This window comes from Fictibacillus solisalsi, assembly GCF_900103485.1.
Taxonomy (GTDB): Bacteria; Bacillota; Bacilli; order Bacillales; family Fictibacillaceae; genus Fictibacillus_C; species Fictibacillus_C solisalsi.
In genome coordinates, this window is sequence record NZ_FNHW01000001.1 from 1,214,334 (window position 1) to 1,232,706 (window position 18,373).

Below are 18,373 nucleotides of genomic sequence, written 5' to 3' on the forward strand. Positions count from 1 at the left end.
AATAACAGGGTAATATAATTGTATTACTTCGACAAAGGTGGATGAAATCATGACTGAAACACAGCAGAAGATAATTAATGATTTAGGAGTGAAACCCGAGATAAATCCACAGGAAGAAATCCAAAACAGAGTTGGATTTATGAAGGAATACGTCAAGAAGAATAAGTTGAAAGGCTTTGTCCTCGGAATCAGCGGCGGCCAGGATTCTTCACTTGCAGGTAAACTGGCCCAGATGGCGGTTAATGAATTAAAGAAGGAAACAGGAGATGACAGCTACCAGTTTATCGCTGTCCGTCTTCCTTATGGCGTCCAAATGGATGAAGAAGATGCACAGCGAGCATTGAACTTCATTCAACCGGATCGCACGGTTACCGTGAATATTAAAAATGCAGTGGATGCATCCGCAGACGCCTTTCATGAAGCGACCGGAGGAAAGATCACGGATTTTCTAAAGGGCAATATCAAAGCCAGAGAAAGAATGAAAGTTCAATATGATATTGGAGCAGCCAATCAATGCCTTGTAATTGGGACGGATCATGCGGCTGAAGCTATTACCGGATTTTTCACCAAGTATGGAGACGGAGCATGTGATCTTGTGCCATTGACCGGTCTGAACAAAAGACAGGGGAAGGCATTGCTGAAAGAATTGGGAGCAGAAGAAAGAATCTACATGAAAGTTCCTACGGCTGACCTTGAAGAGGACAAACCTGGGGTACCCGATGAAACAGCACTTGGCATTACGTATAATGAACTCGATGATTACCTCGAAGGGAAAGAAGTTTCGGCGGAAGCCATAGAAAAAATCGAACACCGGTATGCCATTACAGAACATAAACGGCACTTGCCTGCCGCTCCGCAGGATGACTGGTGGAAATAGGACGAAAAAAGCAGACCAAACGTCTGCTTTTTTTCATGGCAAAGATAAGATATACTTATCTTTGGAATCATATGGAGAAAGGGAGCAGGCCGTGAGCAGAAGAGCAAAGATTATTTTTGTCATCAGCACCGTTGTTTTTGTAATCGTTTTATCGTCTTCCATTCAAAGAGAGAATAATCGCAAAGCAAACTTAAAAGCAATTAACGATCATTTTCAGCAGAAATTTGAACTGGATGAAGATTTAAAGAACCAGTACGATGATGAATTCAAAGTAAAAGTGGGGAAAGACAAATACATCGTAACACTGAAGAACCAAAAAGTAGTTTCCGCTGAAAAAGAATAGAATTCATCAAGAAAGATTGCCCATATACACTGGCAATCTTTTTTTAAACTGTCGCATAAAGACATTGGAGGTAGCTAAACACGGTAATCCTGTCATATAATCGATTACGAGGTGATATAAAATGGAGAATCAATTTGTTTTATTTGGAAACCAGATTATTGAACGGGATCATGTCTCTATTGATATGGAAGACAGAGGCTATAATTTCGGGGATGGCATCTATGAAGTTGTCTATATTTATGGCGGTGAACCCTTTTCCCTGAATGAACATTTTCGCCGTTTTGAAGAAAGTGCCAGCAAGCTCGACATGAAACTGCCCTATTCTATAGAGCAAGTAAAGGAGAAGACCGCCGAATTGATTAAGGCGAACAACATCCATAATGGCATTGTTTACATACAAATGACGAGAGGCGCTTCACCAAGGGCCCATTTGTACGAAAGAGAATCAGCCAGTCTGATTACCGGATTTGCCCGAAAAATGGATCCTCCGGCAGATGCTCAAGAGAAGGGCATAAAAACATACCTGACACCAGACATTCGCTGGCTCCGCTGTGACATTAAAAGCCTGAATCTTCTTGGAAATACGATGGCAAAACGAATTGCGGCCGATCATTCCTGCGGTGAAGCTCTTTTGCACCGGGACGGAATCTGTACGGAGGGTTCTTCCTCCAACCTCTTTATCGTTAAAAATAATGAAGTGCACACACATCCGGCAACAAATCTTATTTTAAACGGAATAACACGGCAGCATATTATTGAAATTACCGGGGAAGAGGGAATCACTGTAAACGAAGAGCCGTTCACAACCGAAGAACTTCAAGCAGCAGATGAAGTCTTTATCTCAAGTACAACCATGGAGATTGCACCTGTCATCTCCGTTGAAGGAGCTGTGCAGGCAACCTATCCAATAGGCTCTGTAACGCGCCGACTGCAGGAAAAGCTGAAAGACAGAATCAAGCAGCACCGTGTGCATCAATAGGAGAGAAGGATAGTGAAAACCGTTGCCAAGTATTTTATGAACGGAATCCTTACCGCTCTTCCGATCATTCTAGTTTTTTATGTTCTTGTCAAAGTGTTCGATTTTCTGGACGGGATCCTTGGGGATACACTTAGAAGCTATATGAAGGGCGGCTATATACCAGGCATTGGCATTCTGGCAACAATTATTCTTTTGACACTTCTCGGCTGGCTTTCGTCACAGGTCATCAGCGGCCGGATCATTTTTCTTATTGATTCTGCTCTGGAACGGATTCCGCTGGTTAAAACGCTTTATACCGTTATTAAAGATACCTTTCAGTCGCTGCTCGGTGAAAAGAAGTCGTTTTCAACAGTTGTCCTGGTGGAGATACCTGCTACTGGTTTAAAAAGCATTGGGTTTGTTACCGCTGAAGACCTGAAGGATCTGGGAGATGATCTTTCGGGGCATGTTGCCGTCTACATTCCACAAACTTTCCAGATCGCCGGATTTACCTTTCTGGTACCCAAAAATGAGGTTACGGTTCTTGATATTAAGGCCGAAGACGCCATGAAATTCATTCTGTCAGGCGGCGTTGCCACCAAATCATGATTCATAAACCATCATCCAGCAATCGGCATGGATGATGGTTTATTTTTGCTTCTCCTTTCATACCTTTTATCAGAACGGTGTTGAAGGAGATGCCTTATGAAAAATCACCGCATTAACCGGACGCTTTCCAAAGCCTTTCTTATTCCGTCCGCTCTAACAGCCCGCTTTTTTAAACGTCTTAAGCCGGCTGCAGAAAAAGAATATTTTTGGAAAATGTCCCCAGATGATAAAAACTGGCTGTCTTTCCGGCTGAAAAAGCATGATTTCGATGGGAAAATTCCTGTATATATTGGCGATGAAAAGAGGATCATTGAGGACATACTGCAAAAAACGAGGGAAAAAAACCAAAATAATATTACCCGAACAGATGCCTATTACCGATATTTCAAACGGCATCAAAAACTGCATTGGGCTTTTCTGGCACATATGGTCTCACGTAACGCAGGCTATCATATGACCGACCTTCAGGGAGAATTTTTGAAGAGGCTGCTTACTGATGAGCAGCGGCAAAAGATTTACTGGACGCTGGAAACAGCAAACAGTATAATCTTTCAGGACGTTTATCCTCAATTGCTGCTGTATGAAGAAAGCAAAAGGCTGGGGAGGAGTTTATTTCATCTGCTTAAAGGATTTGATGTTTCTTCATTCATGAGGGGAGTATGGGAGCATTTTTTCTGGAAGAAAGACAGCCGAATTCTTACGATGGCATTAATCATCAATGAACAGAACGTGATTGAAAAGGAAGTAATTCAAAATGATATCCATAAAGAAGTCTTTCAAAGTCTCCCTTTTCAGCTGCAAAATCTGTTTCAGCTGACCAAGATCTTTTTTCCGGTGGCAGGTGAGAAGCCTAAATTGGCCGGAATCCCGGTAACAGCGTTCCGTGACCTGTCCAAACGGATAAAAATTGGAAAGCGCCTGTACAGCCTGCTCTTTCATGAGAAAATTTTTTCAGGGATTTTGGAATTTGCAGACAAGCAAAAGCATACAGGATCAAGAGCAGACTATTGGGGACATGTTTTCAGTTCGGATGCCGCCGTTTATTTGCCCTGCTATAAAAAGGAACGAATCCGTTTTTTTTCACTAAAAAGAAAAGCATCTCCGTTTTACAGTCCTGAACTCCTGTCATGCTGGACTATCTTTTACAGCAGTGTTTCCCAAAAGGAAGACTGGTTTACCGGGACAGCTCTGCCGCCGTTTTTTGATGGTATCTCTCACGAAAAACCGCTGTTCATCGACCGTGCGTATTGGATTGATCTTCATCATCTGGAGGGGGCAGTTTTGGCGAAACAGCTATTTACATAAAAAAAGACTCAAAAGCTTGAGTCTCTCTTTGTATTATTTGAAGAGGGAGATAATCGAACCCAATTGCTGCATCATACCCATGGCCGAGTTAATGCCGTTAAATGTCTTCCCCCAGCTGAATTGGCCGCCGGGATTTTGGAAAGGCTGCTGCTGATTGAATGGAAACTGCTGACCTCCGGGAAAACCTCCATTTCCAAAAGGAAATCCATTCGGCAGGGAAGGCAGGTTCGATTGCGCGGCTTTCGTGTTTTGCTGTTTTCCGTACGCACCCTGTGGCATATAGTAGGGATTGTATGGATATGGGGGACGTGGCGGCAGCATTTGAGAGTTCATATAGGCACCTGGACTTGGAGGCGGCGGAAAGGCGCCCATTGCTGCTTCAGGGAAAAGTCCCTGCGCTGGTGCTGGAAACGGAGGCCGTGGCGGGGAAGGTTCAATCAGTTCAGGATGGTGGGAAACAGATTCTTTGTGGAATGGGTCATATCCGCCATAAGGAAAAAAGCGCAGGGATTGGTTGTTTTTTCTGCTTCTGGACAAATTTTTCACCTCAAATTGGTTTTCTTCCTATGTATATGCTTGTTTAGGGTAGATCGTATAGACAAGGGTCTCGGTTGGGATCAGAATGAATTTGGAAAAAGCCTCAGGTGATTGATTCCCTGAGGCTTTTTCCAAGTTCATTTATAGAAATAGATTTAATAGTTGATAGACGATGGCAGCAATAACGGCGGAAATAGGGAGGGTAATAATCCATGTCATGACAATGCGTCGCGCCACGCCCCATTTTACACCTTTCACCCGTTTCGCTGAACCAACCCCCATGATTGCTGAGGAAATAACATGTGTCGTGCTGACCGGCAGCTTTAACGCTGTAAATGTAAAGATGATAATAGCAGAAGATAAATCAGCTGCTGCACCGTTTACTGGCTGAAGCTTCATGATTTTTCCGCCAACGGTTTTAATGATCTTCCATCCGCCGACCGATGTACCAATACCCATAGAAAGCGCCGCAGCCACCCTTACCCACATAGGAATGCCTTCAGTTGCATGATATCCACCGGCAATCAAAGCAAGAGTAATGATCCCCATGGCTTTTTGCGCGTCGTTCGTACCGTGTGAGAAGGATTGAAGGGCCGCTGTGAAGATCTGAAACGTACGGAATCCTTTGTTGGTTTTCGTCTTGTTGAAATTTTTGAAAATTGCTGCAAAGATGCTCATGATGATAAAGCCGACAGCCAAAGCCACAAAAGGCGAAATAATTAATGCCTGAATGATTTTAACAAAACCGTCGTAATTTAAAACACCGAACCCTGCAGCAGAGATGGCCGCTCCGGCAATGGAACCAATAATGGCATGTGAGGAACTGGAAGGAATACCATAGTACCAGGTAATCAAGTTCCAAGCAATACCGGCAATCAGAGCCGATAGCACAATCATCAGTCCGATTTTTTCATCGTTGAACTGGAAAGGATCAACGATGTCTTTACTTACGCTTTTTGCAACTCCTGTAAAGGTAAGGGCACCGACAAAGTTCATCGTTGCCGCCATCGCAATCGCTACCTTTGGTGGAAGAGCTTTTGTTGACACAGAGGTCGCAATTGCATTGGCGGTATCATGAAATCCGTTAATAAAATCAAACGCCAGTGCAAATATAACGACTAAAATAATCAGAACAAATAACATATCCATAGCCAATCACTCCTTAGGCATTTCGCATGATGATAGTTTCGAGAGTATCGGCCACGTCTTCTGTGCTGTCGGAAATCGCTTCAAGAAGCTCGTAAAGCTCTTTATACTGAATAATTTTGATAGGGTCTTTTTCCGTGCTGAATAAGTTTTTAATACTTACACGTAGAAGGTCGTCCACTACAGATTCAAGGTCATTCAATTTGATCGCATGAGGACGGATTTCCATAAGTTTTTTCTTGTGAAGCAACTTGGCAGATTCAGCAACTTCATAGGTTGCTTCGAGAATATGCCCTGCAAATTTTACCATGTATTGGTCGGGTTTAACAATGTTATACATTTCGAAGCGGGAAGCACATTGTTCCATGCCGTCCAGGATATCATCCATTTTATTCGCAAGTTCCAAAATGTCTTCACGTTCTAGGGGAGTAATAAAGGTTTTATTTAAACCGATAATGAGCTCATGAATAAAATCATCGCCCTTGTTTTCGTATTCTTTCATTTTTCTCGCAAATTCTTTCAAGTCTGCTTCAGAACCGATTTTAAAATCCACAAAGTACTGAGCGGAGTCGCGTACGTTATCTGCGATGCTTGATAGTAAGTCCAGAAACAAATCTTTTTTTGATCCAAAAATCATTGACTAAAACCTCCGTTTGTTAAGAAAAAGTAAATTTACCCTAAATATTTTGTTAACCCAAACCATTCGTAATTATAACTTTAATGATTGTAAAGATAAACAGCTTTTACAATTTGAAATAAAACATTTACAAATGCTTTACAATTTAAAAACATTCACCTATAAAGTATACCCCCTAAGACATAAAAACAGCAGCCCCCGCTGCTGTTTTTTGATTATGTACCCCGGTCGAAAAAAAAGGATTCAAAATCCGCACCCAAATGCCAGTCAATATATGAGAAAGTGCAGATTCCATAAGTCTTTAATACCATTTTCCCCTACCTAATTTCAGTTTAACCACAAGCATAATAGGTAGTCAAGAATTGAAGACAGGAGTTCCCGAATGTAAACGTTTCAGTGTGGCGCTGGTTTGAAAACCATAATAAAAAAGACCACCTAATGATGTGTTCAATAGTGGTCTTTGTATGGAAATAGGATCGGGGCAAGTAGCAGGTCATTGCTTCAAATCCCGTAATGCTATTTAAATTTATTGGACTGGTCGGGATGACAGGATTTGAACCTGCGGCCTCATGCACCCCATGCATGCGCGCTACCAAGCTGCGCCACATCCCGTAAACTAATTAAAATATATCATCCCATCAAAATAATTGGCAAGATATTTAATTCAGAAATTTCGTACCTCTTTCTCTTTTTCTTCATATTTATAAATAATTGAGTGCGAAAGGTGCGAGCACGATGGGCTTATCTTGGAAAGTGCATTCTCACTATACTGCCTTGGGGGACTCTATTTCCGTAGGAATCGGTTCTTCTGATGAATGGGGAAGCTTTGCTCACAGGTATCATCTGTTGACCGAACATGCGTTGCTTAAGATGTACGACCTTCATAACTACTCCAAAAACGGGTATACGACCCAGGATGTGTTGGCATCGATTGAGGAGCCGAAGGTGAGAAAGGCTTTGCAACGGTCGGAGATTATCACCATAACCGCCGGAGGAAACGATCTGATCAAAGCTGGAAAAAAATACTTGTTAAACAAACAAGAGGCAGAACTGCACATGACGTTAAAAGAGTGCCAAAAAAATATGAGCCGAATATTGAAACAGATTATTCAGCTTAAAGAAAAAGGAAGAAGCAGCTATATTATCCGTCTGACGAATATTTATAATCCTTACCACCGCTGGGACACCGCCTACAAATGGGTCAGACTTTTAAACCGCCATATCGAGAACTTTCAAACCTTGCCAAATGTAAAAGTGGCCGACATATATTCTTTATTCGTTGGACGTGAAAAAGAACTTTTGTCCTGGGACAGTATCCATCCAAACAGCGTCGGGCACAGGGTGATCGCACAGGCTGTTTACGACACTGGGTACGGGCGGCTCAGCCCGCACCTTGATTGACGTATTTGGTATGCACATGGCTTAAAGCCAGAAGAGGATAGATATGGCTGTAGCTGTGGTAGATCACATAATTGTAGCCTGGGAGGCCGATGCCTGTCGGATAAGACTGAGCTCCTGGCAGATCATGTGAATGAAGCAGATATTGGACGGCTTTTTTAATTTCAGGGGTAGGCGCAGAATGCAGACAGGTCAGACTGTCTAGTGCCCAAGAAGTTTGGACAAGGGTTCCATAGGGAAGCGGCGTAAAGATTTGATGAATATCGCTTGCACACGATTCCCCCCAGCTTCCATTACCATGCTGAACATTGCGGATCCACTTCTCAGCTTTTTTTAAATGATCATTATCTTGAAGTGAATGGCCTGCCGCAGCCAAACCGGTAACAGCAGCCCATGTTCCATACAGATAGCAAACTCCCCAGCGGCCGAGCCATGAACCATCAGCTTCCTGTTTACGATGTAACCAGTTGACCGCTTTCTGAATGGCTGTGTCATCTAGGGTGAGGGGACTGTATGTTCCAAGAAATTCGAGGATCCTGCCTGTCATGTCTGGAAACGAAGCATCAATTAAGGCGTCATACGCATGGTCTATGGGAAGCTCTCCAATCCATGCTTTATTTGTGTTTTTTTCGAAGGATGCCCAGCCCCCGTCATCATTTTGCATGGCTAGCAGCCAGTTGATCCCCTTTTGCCAGGTATGAAGAACCTGGCCAGAATAATGGGCAAGAACAGAAAGTGGCCGCAATGCTGCCTGGGTGTCATCCGGATCAGGATGAATGGTATTGCTTTCCGAAAACCCCCATCCTCCCGGAGCAACTTCTGGACAGTGGTGCTGCCAGTCGCCTTTTTCAGTATGCTGATGTTTCAGTAAAAAATGAATCCCTTGTTGGATACGCGGGTCTGCAGGTGACATTCCTGATTCCAGCAAAGCGTATAAGCTTAGGGAAGTATCCCAAATGGTTGAGGGCGAGTTTTGGACGATGTAATGCTGTCCATTGTAGCAAAGTAGAGAAATGATGCCGTTAATCCCATTCTGAATAACGGGAGAATCCATGGAGTATCCCAAAGAGAGAAGTCCATACACCATAAAGACAGTCGAAATGGCATAACTGAGAAGGGTTCCGTCCTTTTCGATTCGGTCCAGCATATACTCTTCCAGCTTTGCATCGATGGAGTTAGAGGGAACGGTATGCTCACTGAAAAAGCGGATAAAGGACTGGTTTTCAAACTCCTCCCAGCAACTTTTGCTGTCACGAGAGAGAGCTAAATCGGCAAGGTGATCTTTGGAAGGATGGGATATCGAAAATTGGTTTCTCATGGCAGCGATCATGGGAACAAAATGGATGCGGGCGAAACTGCTTAAGTCAAAAAACTGAAGCGGTGATATAGCCGGCATATCGATTAACAGGCCAGGATCAAAAGGGAGACGGGGCCAGGGAAGTATTCCATTCATGGACAAAAAGGCTTTGGTCAGTAAAGCTGCTTTTTTTAAGCCTCCTTCTGACAAAATAAAGTTTTTAGCCCGCTGCATGTTTTGGTCATGAATGTTCTGCCCGTAATAGCAAAGCGCACAATACGCTTCAATGGTTACAGAAAGATTGCCTTTCTTTTCATCAGGGTAAACTCTCCATGTGCCATCGGAAGATTGTTTGGAGAGGATCCGCCTGGCAAGTACGTTCTTCAAATGATGATCCTTCCAGTTAAAAAGAACAAGTAACACCAATAAATAAGCATCCGTGGTTACGGGGTTTTCAAAACAAAATCGAAAAGAACCATCCTCCTGCTGCATGGAAATCAGCATATTTCGCCTGGAGTGGATGCCTTCTTTTAATCCGATGAACGTTTGCATCTATCTGCTCCTTCTGCTCCATTCATTTTAATTTCATGATCTTCAAACTATATGATACAGGTGGTGGTGTTTATGATTAAAAACAAGTTGATTCAGCGCATTTCACCCTATTTAAAAGAATGGGGAGATACAGGAGAGGACATTTCCTTGATGAATTTGACCGGAGGAAGTATCAATAAGTCATACAGAGTCAAAACAAAACAGAACACTTATTTTATGAAGGTTCAGGAACAAACCCGCCATCATTTTTTCACTTCTGAAACAAAAGGACTTAAAGCTCTCCGCGAAACCGAAGCCATAAAAGTGCCAGACGTTTATTTCTGCCACGATACTGAAAAAGAAGGGACACCAAGTATCTTGATCACCGAATGGATCAAGGAAGTGAAAGGAAAGGACTCAGAACGGCGTTTGGGGGAAAACCTGGCAAAGCTACACAGTTGCTCTTTGCAGGAATCATACGGTCTTGATTATGATAACTATATCGGCACCCTGAACCAGGAAAACGGGTGGCATAATTCGTGGAGTGACTATTACATCAACAAAAGAATCAAGCCCCAATTGCAATTGGGGGTGAAGCTTAAAACCATCCATGGCAGACGGCATGAGAATCTTCTGAAACTAATGGATGACATGAAACAATGGATTCCTTCACAGCCGGAAGTTTCATTGCTCCATGGCGACTTGTGGGGAGGTAACTGGATGAGTGATTCAAAGGGAGAACCAGTGTTAATTGACCCGGCCATTCTTTTCGGCCACAGTGAAATGGATCTGGCGTTTACCGAACTGTTTGGAGGGTACTCTCCTTCTTTTTATAAGGCTTATACATACTATCGTCCGCTAGGACAAGACTATGAGGATCGCAAAGAACTTTATCAGCTCTTTTATCTTCTCGTCCATTTAAATATATTTGGGGAAGGATACGGCTCTTCAGTTGACCGGATTTTACTTCGGTTTCAATCCTGAATCAGCCATTTTTCTGTCGTGTAAACGAGTGAACAGAATTAGACAGAGAATGGATCCCATGAAGGCCAGGCTCATGTCCCATTGGGAGTCCCATATATCCCCCTGTGTGCCCAAAAAGTCCTTTGCCGGTGTACCGGCAATTTTTGCTGTCAGCCATTCAAGGATTTCATACAGGGCAGCGATGGACATGACAAAACTCAAGCTGATAGTGCTTGTCCAAAATTTGCTCGTTATACCAGTTAAACGGAGGATCATTTCCCGAATGGGGAGTATTGCAAACCCTTTTATAAAATGGCCAAACCGGTCATAATCATTCCGCTTGAAGTGGCCGGCCTTTTGGATGCTTTCAAACAAAGGAACATCATCATAGGTATAATGTCCTCCAATAAACATCAAGAGAACCAAAACAGTGAGGACCGTATAGGAGAGAGTGGTTAGCGAAAAACGATGATATGTGAGAATGAGAACGATCAGCAATACCACAGCGGGTGAAACCTCAAGAACCCAGGTGAAATAATCTCGCGGTTGAATCGCTGACCATATAAAAACTGCGGCTATGGTTGCCAAAAGAATCATATCAATGATCTTAAAACGAGGCATATTGTGACAGCTCCTTCCGTTTCTCTTTAACAGTATGAAGAAGAGCAGGAAAGGCTATACCTTTTATTACTCCAAACAAAAAACCATCACCCCGAAATAAAAGGGGTAATGGTCTTGCTGGTTTAAACTGAAACTTTTTCAAATTCCTCCCGGATCTGAGCCGACCTTTTCTTGGCGCTCAGAATGGCTTCGGAAAATGCCTGTCCGGCATGGTTTTCACGAAGGGCATCAAGCCCGGCGGCGGTTGTCCCGTTAGGGGAAGTTACCTTTTTTCTTAAGGTTTCCGGATCAAGATTTGTATCAAGCACCATTTTGCTGGCGCCAAATATGGTTTGGGCGGCAATTTCTCTTGCCATGTCTTCATCCAGTCCCTCTGCCACCGCTGTTTTTTCAATATACTCAAGAATGTAATAAATATAGGCTGGTCCGCTTCCCGCAATCCCTGTGAAAACGTCCATTTGCTCTTCTTCAATTACTTTCACTCTTCCAATCGCAGTGAATAACGCTTTGGCCAATTCAATATGCTCCATTGATACTGAATTTCCACCTGTAATGGCGGTGATTGATTCTCCGATCGTACTTGATGTGTTCGGCATCACCCGGATCACCGGCTGTCCTTCTGGTAGCAATTCTTCGATATAAGAAGTGGATATCCCCGCTAATACCGACATGATGATTTGGTTTGAATTCACATGAGGAGCAAGCTCCAACAGTGCATTTTCTGCATCTTTTGGCTTCATGGCTAAAATAATGACGTCTGATTCATCAATTTTAGCTTCATGGTAGGGCAATGCCCCTATCTTGTATTTTTTCATAAGTTCAATTCTTCGTTCTTCATTTTGTTTGTTTGTCATTATTATGTTGCTGGCAGGCAGCTTATCCTGTGCGACCATTCCGGCAGCAATTGCTTCTGCCATTGAACCTGCTCCAATAAAAAGCACTTTCTTTGTTTCTAACATGCAACCTCTCCTTATTGCCGTTTAGTCATTTTCGTCATATAAGTTCTTATCTTAACACGATGAGGGAGAGTTTCAACCCTTAACGGTGGACATGGAGAGGTAAGGGTAAAAAAGGAATAAAACGCTAGGAAAACGTAACTGTTTTGTGCACAAGACCATAAATCACTTGAAATCATGTGATATGAAAAGATTTAAGGTTCAATTTCAAATGGGCTTTTCAGCCGAAGCGTTTTAAGCTGCTGTTTTTGTTCCTCTGGCCACCAGGCACCGCAATCCTCTGAAACAATACAGGCTGCACATTTATTTAAATCATAAACCTTCATCCCACTGATTGGTGGTGAATAAACATGCAGGGTGATCAAAGACTCCTCTCCTCGGGATCCCATTTTATGAATCATTCCTTTCCCCACATTCAAATAGGAACCGCTTTTTTCCTTCCGTTTTAATTTCTCCCATGGAAGGCTGTCGTGAGAAATCTCATAAATCCAATGATCGGAGCAGCCGGCAATAATCTGAACCCAACCATAGGACTGGCCGTGGTCATGAGGAGCACAGTCGAGATAAGAAGACCATTGCATCACAAGAATTTCAATGTGATCATTCTGATAAATTATCTGTCTTCCGTAAGGTTTATTGCCTGGTTTTTTTAAGTAGGGAATCACATCCCCAAGGCGGGCTCCCAGTTGTTTCAAGGCTCTTAAAAGTTGTCTGGAAGAGGGATTTTGCATGGAACCAAACAGCATTTCAATGCGTTCTTGAAGGATCACGCTCTTCATCCTCTCTGATTACTTTTTAATCAGTTTATGAGGGGGACATTATGTTCATGTAAACAGACAATTTGTGAGGCAATGGTCACAAAATAACATGAATACCCGAAATTTACCTCCTAGGGACTGCGTTAGGTTAAAACGTCCGCGTTTTGTTTAGAATCGTCTTTTTCACCGCAGACGAAATTTTACGATTCAGGGAGGAACGAATCATGATAAAAAAGATGAGTATCATCACAGGAATCACAGCCATTGGGCTTTCTATAGCTGGAGGAACAGGAGCAAGTGCACATACCGTTAAAGAAGGGGATACGCTTTGGAAGCTGGGGCAATCCTATAACGTGCCGTTTCAGGAGATCAAAAAGGAAAATGGACTTACCGGCAATTTGATTTATCCGGGACAAAATTTAAAGGTGCAGCCGGTGAAGGGAATAAGCGATGAAAAAACAAACGCTGCGACAGAACAAATAAAAGCAACGCCGGAAGATAAAAAATTGCTTGCTTCTCTTGTTGAAGCCGAAGCGATGGGAGAAAGCTTTGAAGGAAAAGTAGCAGTGGCTGCAGTTGTGCTGAACCGCGTTAATGATGACGGTTTTCCTGATTCCATTCATGACGTAGTCTACGATAAAGGCCAATTTCAGCCGGTTATGGAGAACAATTTAAAGAAACCTTCTCCGGCGGCGGAAAAGGCCGTGGACAAGGCGTTATCTGGTTTTGATAACACGAATGGTTCCCTATTCTTTTACAATAAAAGGACAGCTGTGAGCAGGTGGCTCGATACGAAACCTGCTAGTACGGTTATCGGAAACCACACATTCAGCAAGTAATTCATGCCCCCGCCATTCACAGACGGGGGGTATTTTATCGCTGGCTCGTACTTTTAATGCTTAATCCTGAAGATTCAATTTTTTGGCTGTTTCTTGCGATCAGCACATCGCAATTGGCATGACGGGTTATATACTGTGAGACGCTTCCGATAAAGATGCGTTCCACTGTATTTAAACCTGTGGCTCCACAAACGATCAGGTCGGATTCATGCATGGAAGCAAATGAAAGAATTTCCATTTTGGGCGATCCTGAATTTGATAAAGTGGTTACATGCGTTAAACCATGGTTTCTGGCCAATTGTTCATAGTCGTCCAAAAGTGTTCCGGCTGCAATCCGATCTCTGTCCATTTCAATATTGATGGCTCCGGCATCCAATGGAGCAGCGGGAAGGCGGTCTTCGGTGATGTGGACGATGTATAACTTGGCATGATATTCTTTTGCCACTTCAATCGCTCTGTAAAACGCCACTTCCGCTGAACGGGAACCGTCAACCCCCACCAGGATTCTTTGGTAAGAAGGCATACCTTCACCTCTTTTGGAATATTGTTTAATTAAGTTTTACCCGCTGGAGGAGAAAGGCAAACACGAAGACAAACAATAAGAAACTTTCGAAATTTAATTGACAAATTCGTAAGACTGCTGTATTTTTGAACGTATTAAAGTTGTTCATAAAAACGAATAGTAAACTCTTATCAAGAGTGGTGGAGGGACTGGCCCGATGATACCCGGCAACCTGCAGAAGAGATTCTGTACTGGTGCCAAATCCTGCAAAGGCAAAGAACTTTGACAGATAAGAGACGGTACAACCCGAAATGGATGATTGCACCTCTCTGAATCTAAAAGAGAGGTGTTTTTTGTTTGATAAAATCGGAGGGATATCTGATGGCAAATGCACAAGCAGCAATTGAAAATGAAGTGGCAGAAATAGGGGATCTTGTTCTGGAGTCCGGAAAAACATTATCTGATGTTCATATTGCGTATCAGCGCATAGGAGCCGCTGATGCTCCGGCTATTCTTGTGTGCCATGCACTTACAGGAAATCAATATACATTGACAACAGAAAACGGACCTGGGTGGTGGGAAGGACTCATTGGACCGGGCCAATATATCGATTCAGAAAAGTACCAGGTTATTACGACGAACGTTCTTGGGGGCTGTGAAGGGACGACGGGACCGCTTTCCATTAATCCTTTGACAGGGGAGAAATATGGCGGAGAATTTCCGCTTATTACCATCCGTGATATGGTCAATGCTCAAAAACGATTGCTTGAAGTTCTTCACGTTCATTCTCTTGACACGGTTATCGGAGGCTCGCTTGGCGGAATGCAAGTTCTCGAGTGGGGATTGCTCTATCCAGATTTTATGGACCGTTTGATTCCCATTGCAGTCACCCCCGCACTTAGTGATTATGCCATTGGTTTTAATGCTATTGGGAGAACGGCGATTGTGAGTGATCCGGAATGGAATAATGGGAACTATTCTTCAGAATTGTCGCCTGCCAAAGGGCTGGGCATTGCCAGAATGATTGGAATGCTCACCTACCGTTCGGGTACGTTATTTAATCAACGGTTTCAACGAGAACAAACGGAAGAATGGTATTCCATATCAGATGAAGCTTCTTTTTCTGTCGAAACTTACCTGCATTATCAGGCACAGAAGCTGTCCCAGCGGTTTGATGCCAACAGCTACCTGACGTTACTGAAAGCGATGGACAGCCATGACATTGGCAGAGGAAGAGGAGGCACCCATCAAGCAAGCAAAGGATACAGGGCAAAAATGCTTTGTCTTGGATTTACAGAAGACCTGTTGTATCCACCAGCGATGATGAAGACTTTTACAGAAAGTGTGAATGAAGAAAGCCAAAAGGCCCTGTTTCATGAGGTCAACACCATTTTCGGTCATGATGGATTTTTAACAGAATTCGAAAAGTGGGGCCCGTTCCTGGAAGGATTTTTCTCCGAATAAAAAAGACATGAAGCGATAAATAGCTTCATGTCTTTTTGTTTTACAGTTCTCCTGCAGCTTGATCCGCCAAAGGAACCGTTGTTTCCTGTTGTGTTGATTCATTTTTAATACGTCCGCTGCCTACAGAAAGGGCAACAACTATACCTGCTCCGATAAAGATAAGTCCGGTCATGAATACGGTCGTAAACGAACTGCTCCATGCCGTCTGAATGGAATGGATCACCGTATCTTTAATTGAACCCGGGAGTTTAAGCATGTCTGGATGAATAAGAAGACTGAACAAGGCATCTGTTTTATCCGCCAGTTTCTGGAAAACACCTTGAAGCATCGGGTTGCTCTGTTCTTTTACTACATCTTTCATGTTAGTTTCCAAAGAGTGGTTCATAACAACATTCAGGACTGTAATGCCGATCGTACCACCAATAGAACGGAAGAAGGTGGAAGCCGATGTAACAGCCCCCAGTTTCGTTTTCGGAAATTCATTTTGTATGGCAATCATAAGGGTAGGCATAACAAGACCCATACCAAATCCCATGATAACCATATAAGCATAAGCTGTAATTTCTTTAGATTCCACACCCATAGTGCTCATCAAGTAAAATCCAAGTGCCGTAATCAGCATACCTGCTGTTAATACAGTCCTGTATGGGAGTTTCAATAATAGCCTTCCCCCAACGATACTTGCAAGGATGAGTGAGATCATCATTGGCGTCATGGTTGATCCGGCCTGTGTAGGAGTTACACCCAAAATGCCCTGCATGAACATTGGAACGAACATAATAGCACCAAACATTCCTAGACCCAGCAAAAAGCCTAATGCATTCGTTGTAGCAAACACACGGTTTTTAAACAAAGTCAAATCAAGTACAGGTTCTTTTGCTTTTCTTTCTACAAACCCGAAAATAATCATGAGAAGGATCGATGAACCAAAGATTAAAACACTTTCGAGCGATCTCCATTCAAATTTATCCCCGCCAAAGGTGAGGCCGAGCAACAACAGGACGATAGCCGGAATTAGGGTGATAATACCCCAATAGTCAATATGGACCTCATTTTTTGGCCGAACCATTTCGTGTTTCATTCCAATAAAGATCAAAATAGCGGATAACAAACCAAATGGCACGTTAATCAGGAAAATCCAGTGCCAGCTGATGGTATCCACAAGGAATCCACCAATGAATGGACCAATTACAGAGCTTAAACCAAAAATGGCCCCGAAGACACCCTGCCATTTTGCACGCTGCTCGGCAGTGAAAATATCACCAATGATGGTTTGGGAAAGCGGCATGATCATACCTCCGCCAAGACCTTGAAGACCACGGTAAATAATTAATTCTTCCATGGAGCTGGCGGTCGCACAAAGGGCAGACCCAATGACGAAAATGACCGTACCGATTAAATAAAGCAACCGGCGCCCATAGAGGTCCGAAAGCTTACCAACAATAGGAATAATGGTGGTGGATGTAATAAGGTAAGCGGTAGTGACCCAGGCGAAAATGGAAAAACCGTTCAGTTCACCAATGATGGTCGGCATAGCTGTACCGACCACAGTTTGTTCCATGGCACTAAAAAACATACCAATAATGAGGCCCAAGAGTACCATATTACGGTTGATAGAGGGGGTTAAATCATTGTTCATATATTGTCTCCTATCTTTTATAAAATGAATGCATCACAAAAATGACCCACTGGTCAGTGGGCGAATGCATTACTTATTTTATTAACACTTCCCCATTATATTCCGGAAATGACCGGTCAGTCAACCTTTTTTAAAAGAAAAACGCTCCAAAAAAAGGAGCGTTTTTCATGCGATTTACGCTAAAAGGGACAGACCGCCATCCACAATAATGGTTTGGCCCCTGATCATGCTTGCAGCAGGGGTGCATAAAAAATAAACGGTTTCCGCAAGGTCTGCCGGCTCAACAATGCGGCCCGCTGGATTCTTTTGTTTGGCTTCATCCAATAATTCCTCGCGGTTAGGGAAGTGCTTCAATGCATCTGTATCAACAGCACCTCCGGAAACTGCATTAACCACAATATTCTTGGAAGCCAATTCAACCGCTAAGTAGCGAGTGATTGCTTCAACAGAGGCTTTGGACACCCCGACAGCAACGTAATTTGGAAGCGCTCTGATTGAACCAAGGCTGGAAAGGGCCACAATGGCTCCTGAACCTGTTTTCTCCATCAGTTTTGCTGCTTGCTGGGCAGCAAACAGGTACGCTTTTGCATTAATATCCTGTGTCCAGTCCCAATGGGATTCTTCAATTTCCATAAGAGGGCGCAAGACACCGGAAGCCGCATTGTTAATAAAGACATCCAGACGGCCGAATGTTTGCTCCACTTCCGTAAACAAAGCTTTAATTTGTTCCAGGTCACCTACATTGGCTTTTACGATATGAACGGTTATTCCGTATTTTTCTTCAAATTCTTGTTTCGTTTGCTCAGCATCTTTCTTTTTTCTCATAAAATTTAAAACAAGGTTGTATCCTTCAGCCGCAAACTTTGATGCGATCGCCTTACCGATGCCTCTTGTTCCGCCTGTGACTAGAGCTACTTTTTTACTCAAAAAAACACGTCCTTTACGTCATTTAGCACTTGGTACTAATTCTAAATTCTAAAGAGATTCAAGAGC

General features: G+C 43.2%; 19 protein-coding genes, 1 tRNA gene and 1 riboswitch. Of the genes, 9 read left to right on the forward strand and 11 right to left on the reverse strand.

Annotated elements, in window-relative coordinates; translation table 11 throughout:
- Positions 1 to 49 precede the first annotated feature (49 nt).
- The 5 genes from nadE to BLT53_RS06345 all read left to right on the forward strand — a co-directional run bounded on the left by nadE (position 50) and on the right by BLT53_RS06345 (position 4,092).
- Complete coding sequence (nadE, locus tag BLT53_RS06325) at positions 50 to 877, forward strand: ammonia-dependent NAD(+) synthetase (RefSeq protein ID WP_090233535.1); 828 nt, start codon at positions 50 to 52, stop codon at positions 875 to 877.
- 91 nt (positions 878 to 968) lie between these two features.
- Positions 969 to 1,220, forward strand: coding sequence for a hypothetical protein (locus tag BLT53_RS06330; RefSeq protein ID WP_139168373.1), 252 nt, complete (start codon positions 969 to 971; stop codon positions 1,218 to 1,220).
- Positions 1,221 to 1,341: 121 nt separating this feature from the next.
- Positions 1,342 to 2,199, forward strand: coding sequence for a D-amino-acid transaminase (gene dat, locus BLT53_RS06335; RefSeq protein WP_090233538.1), 858 nt, complete (start codon positions 1,342 to 1,344; stop codon positions 2,197 to 2,199).
- Between the two features lie 12 nt (positions 2,200 to 2,211).
- Positions 2,212 to 2,787: a DUF502 domain-containing protein gene (locus BLT53_RS06340; protein ID WP_090233539.1), complete on the forward strand. Its 576-nt coding sequence runs from the start codon at positions 2,212 to 2,214 to the stop codon at positions 2,785 to 2,787.
- Positions 2,788 to 2,883: 96 nt separating this feature from the next.
- A complete protein-coding gene (locus BLT53_RS06345; RefSeq protein WP_090233540.1) occupies positions 2,884 to 4,092 on the forward strand; it encodes a DUF2515 family protein in 1,209 nt (402 codons plus the stop codon).
- A gap of 33 nt (positions 4,093 to 4,125) precedes the next feature.
- Here BLT53_RS06345 and BLT53_RS06350 read toward each other — a convergent pair whose 3' ends face one another.
- The 4 genes from BLT53_RS06350 to BLT53_RS06365 form a co-directional block, all read right to left on the reverse strand.
- The gene (locus BLT53_RS06350) at positions 4,126 to 4,629 is read right to left on the reverse strand and encodes a hypothetical protein (RefSeq protein ID WP_090233542.1); all 504 of its coding nucleotides are present in this window, start codon (positions 4,627 to 4,629) and stop codon (positions 4,126 to 4,128) included.
- Positions 4,630 to 4,770: 141 nt separating this feature from the next.
- Positions 4,771 to 5,778 carry an inorganic phosphate transporter gene (locus tag BLT53_RS06355; RefSeq protein ID WP_090233544.1) on the reverse strand — a complete coding sequence of 336 codons (1,008 nt, stop codon included), beginning with the start codon at positions 5,776 to 5,778 and terminating at the stop codon, positions 4,771 to 4,773.
- 13 nt (positions 5,779 to 5,791) lie between these two features.
- Entirely contained in the window at positions 5,792 to 6,412 is a 621-nt protein-coding gene (locus tag BLT53_RS06360; RefSeq protein WP_090233547.1) for a DUF47 domain-containing protein, read from the reverse strand.
- A 535-nt stretch (positions 6,413 to 6,947) separates the two neighbouring features.
- Positions 6,948 to 7,024, reverse strand: a tRNA-Pro gene (locus BLT53_RS06365).
- Positions 7,025 to 7,147: 123 nt separating this feature from the next.
- On the opposite strand from BLT53_RS06365, the gene BLT53_RS06370 reads away from it, so the two are divergent.
- Positions 7,148 to 7,813, forward strand: a complete 666-nt coding sequence (locus BLT53_RS06370) for a GDSL-type esterase/lipase family protein (RefSeq protein WP_090233549.1) — start codon at positions 7,148 to 7,150, stop codon at positions 7,811 to 7,813.
- On the opposite strand, the gene BLT53_RS06375 is transcribed toward BLT53_RS06370, so the two are convergent.
- Positions 7,794 to 9,659 (reverse strand): prenyltransferase/squalene oxidase repeat-containing protein, encoded by a 1,866-nt coding sequence (locus BLT53_RS06375; RefSeq protein ID WP_090233551.1) that lies wholly within the window; start codon positions 9,657 to 9,659, stop codon positions 7,794 to 7,796. The genes BLT53_RS06370 and BLT53_RS06375 overlap by 20 nt on opposite strands.
- A gap of 72 nt (positions 9,660 to 9,731) precedes the next feature.
- On the opposite strand from BLT53_RS06375, the gene BLT53_RS06380 reads away from it, so the two are divergent.
- The gene (locus BLT53_RS06380) at positions 9,732 to 10,622 is read left to right on the forward strand and encodes a fructosamine kinase family protein (protein WP_244520363.1); all 891 of its coding nucleotides are present in this window, start codon (positions 9,732 to 9,734) and stop codon (positions 10,620 to 10,622) included.
- Here the strand turns inward: BLT53_RS06380 and BLT53_RS06385 are convergent.
- From BLT53_RS06385 to BLT53_RS06395, 3 genes are all read right to left on the reverse strand, one after another.
- The gene (locus tag BLT53_RS06385; RefSeq protein ID WP_090233552.1) at positions 10,602 to 11,222 is read right to left on the reverse strand and encodes a DUF2238 domain-containing protein; all 621 of its coding nucleotides are present in this window, start codon (positions 11,220 to 11,222) and stop codon (positions 10,602 to 10,604) included. The two genes, BLT53_RS06380 and BLT53_RS06385, sit on opposite strands and share 21 nt — an antisense overlap.
- A 122-nt stretch (positions 11,223 to 11,344) precedes the next feature.
- Positions 11,345 to 12,181: a pyrroline-5-carboxylate reductase gene (gene proC / locus BLT53_RS06390; protein ID WP_090233554.1), complete on the reverse strand. Its 837-nt coding sequence runs from the start codon at positions 12,179 to 12,181 to the stop codon at positions 11,345 to 11,347.
- Between the two features lie 191 nt (positions 12,182 to 12,372).
- Positions 12,373 to 12,948 (reverse strand): cysteine dioxygenase, encoded by a 576-nt coding sequence (locus BLT53_RS06395; protein WP_244520364.1) that lies wholly within the window; start codon positions 12,946 to 12,948, stop codon positions 12,373 to 12,375.
- Between the two features lie 212 nt (positions 12,949 to 13,160).
- Here BLT53_RS06395 and BLT53_RS06400 point away from each other — a divergent pair, with 212 nt between their 5' ends.
- Positions 13,161 to 13,775, forward strand: coding sequence for a cell wall hydrolase (locus BLT53_RS06400; RefSeq protein ID WP_090233555.1), 615 nt, complete (start codon positions 13,161 to 13,163; stop codon positions 13,773 to 13,775).
- Between the two features lie 34 nt (positions 13,776 to 13,809).
- Here BLT53_RS06400 and BLT53_RS06405 read toward each other — a convergent pair whose 3' ends face one another.
- Positions 13,810 to 14,298: a universal stress protein gene (locus tag BLT53_RS06405; RefSeq protein WP_090233557.1), complete on the reverse strand. Its 489-nt coding sequence runs from the start codon at positions 14,296 to 14,298 to the stop codon at positions 13,810 to 13,812.
- A 164-nt stretch (positions 14,299 to 14,462) separates the two neighbouring features.
- Positions 14,463 to 14,573, forward strand: a riboswitch (SAM riboswitch).
- A gap of 85 nt (positions 14,574 to 14,658) precedes the next feature.
- Here BLT53_RS06405 and metX point away from each other — a divergent pair.
- Positions 14,659 to 15,741, forward strand: coding sequence for a homoserine O-acetyltransferase MetX (gene metX / locus BLT53_RS06410; protein WP_090233559.1), 1,083 nt, complete (start codon positions 14,659 to 14,661; stop codon positions 15,739 to 15,741).
- Positions 15,742 to 15,781: 40 nt separating this feature from the next.
- Here metX and BLT53_RS06415 read toward each other — a convergent pair whose 3' ends face one another.
- Both BLT53_RS06415 and fabL read right to left on the reverse strand, forming a co-directional pair.
- Positions 15,782 to 17,380, reverse strand: a complete 1,599-nt coding sequence (locus BLT53_RS06415) for an MDR family MFS transporter (protein ID WP_090233561.1) — start codon at positions 17,378 to 17,380, stop codon at positions 15,782 to 15,784.
- Positions 17,381 to 17,554: 174 nt separating this feature from the next.
- Positions 17,555 to 18,307 (reverse strand): enoyl-[acyl-carrier-protein] reductase FabL, encoded by a 753-nt coding sequence (gene fabL, locus BLT53_RS06420; protein ID WP_090233562.1) that lies wholly within the window; start codon positions 18,305 to 18,307, stop codon positions 17,555 to 17,557.
- Positions 18,308 to 18,373: the final 66 nt, after the last annotated feature.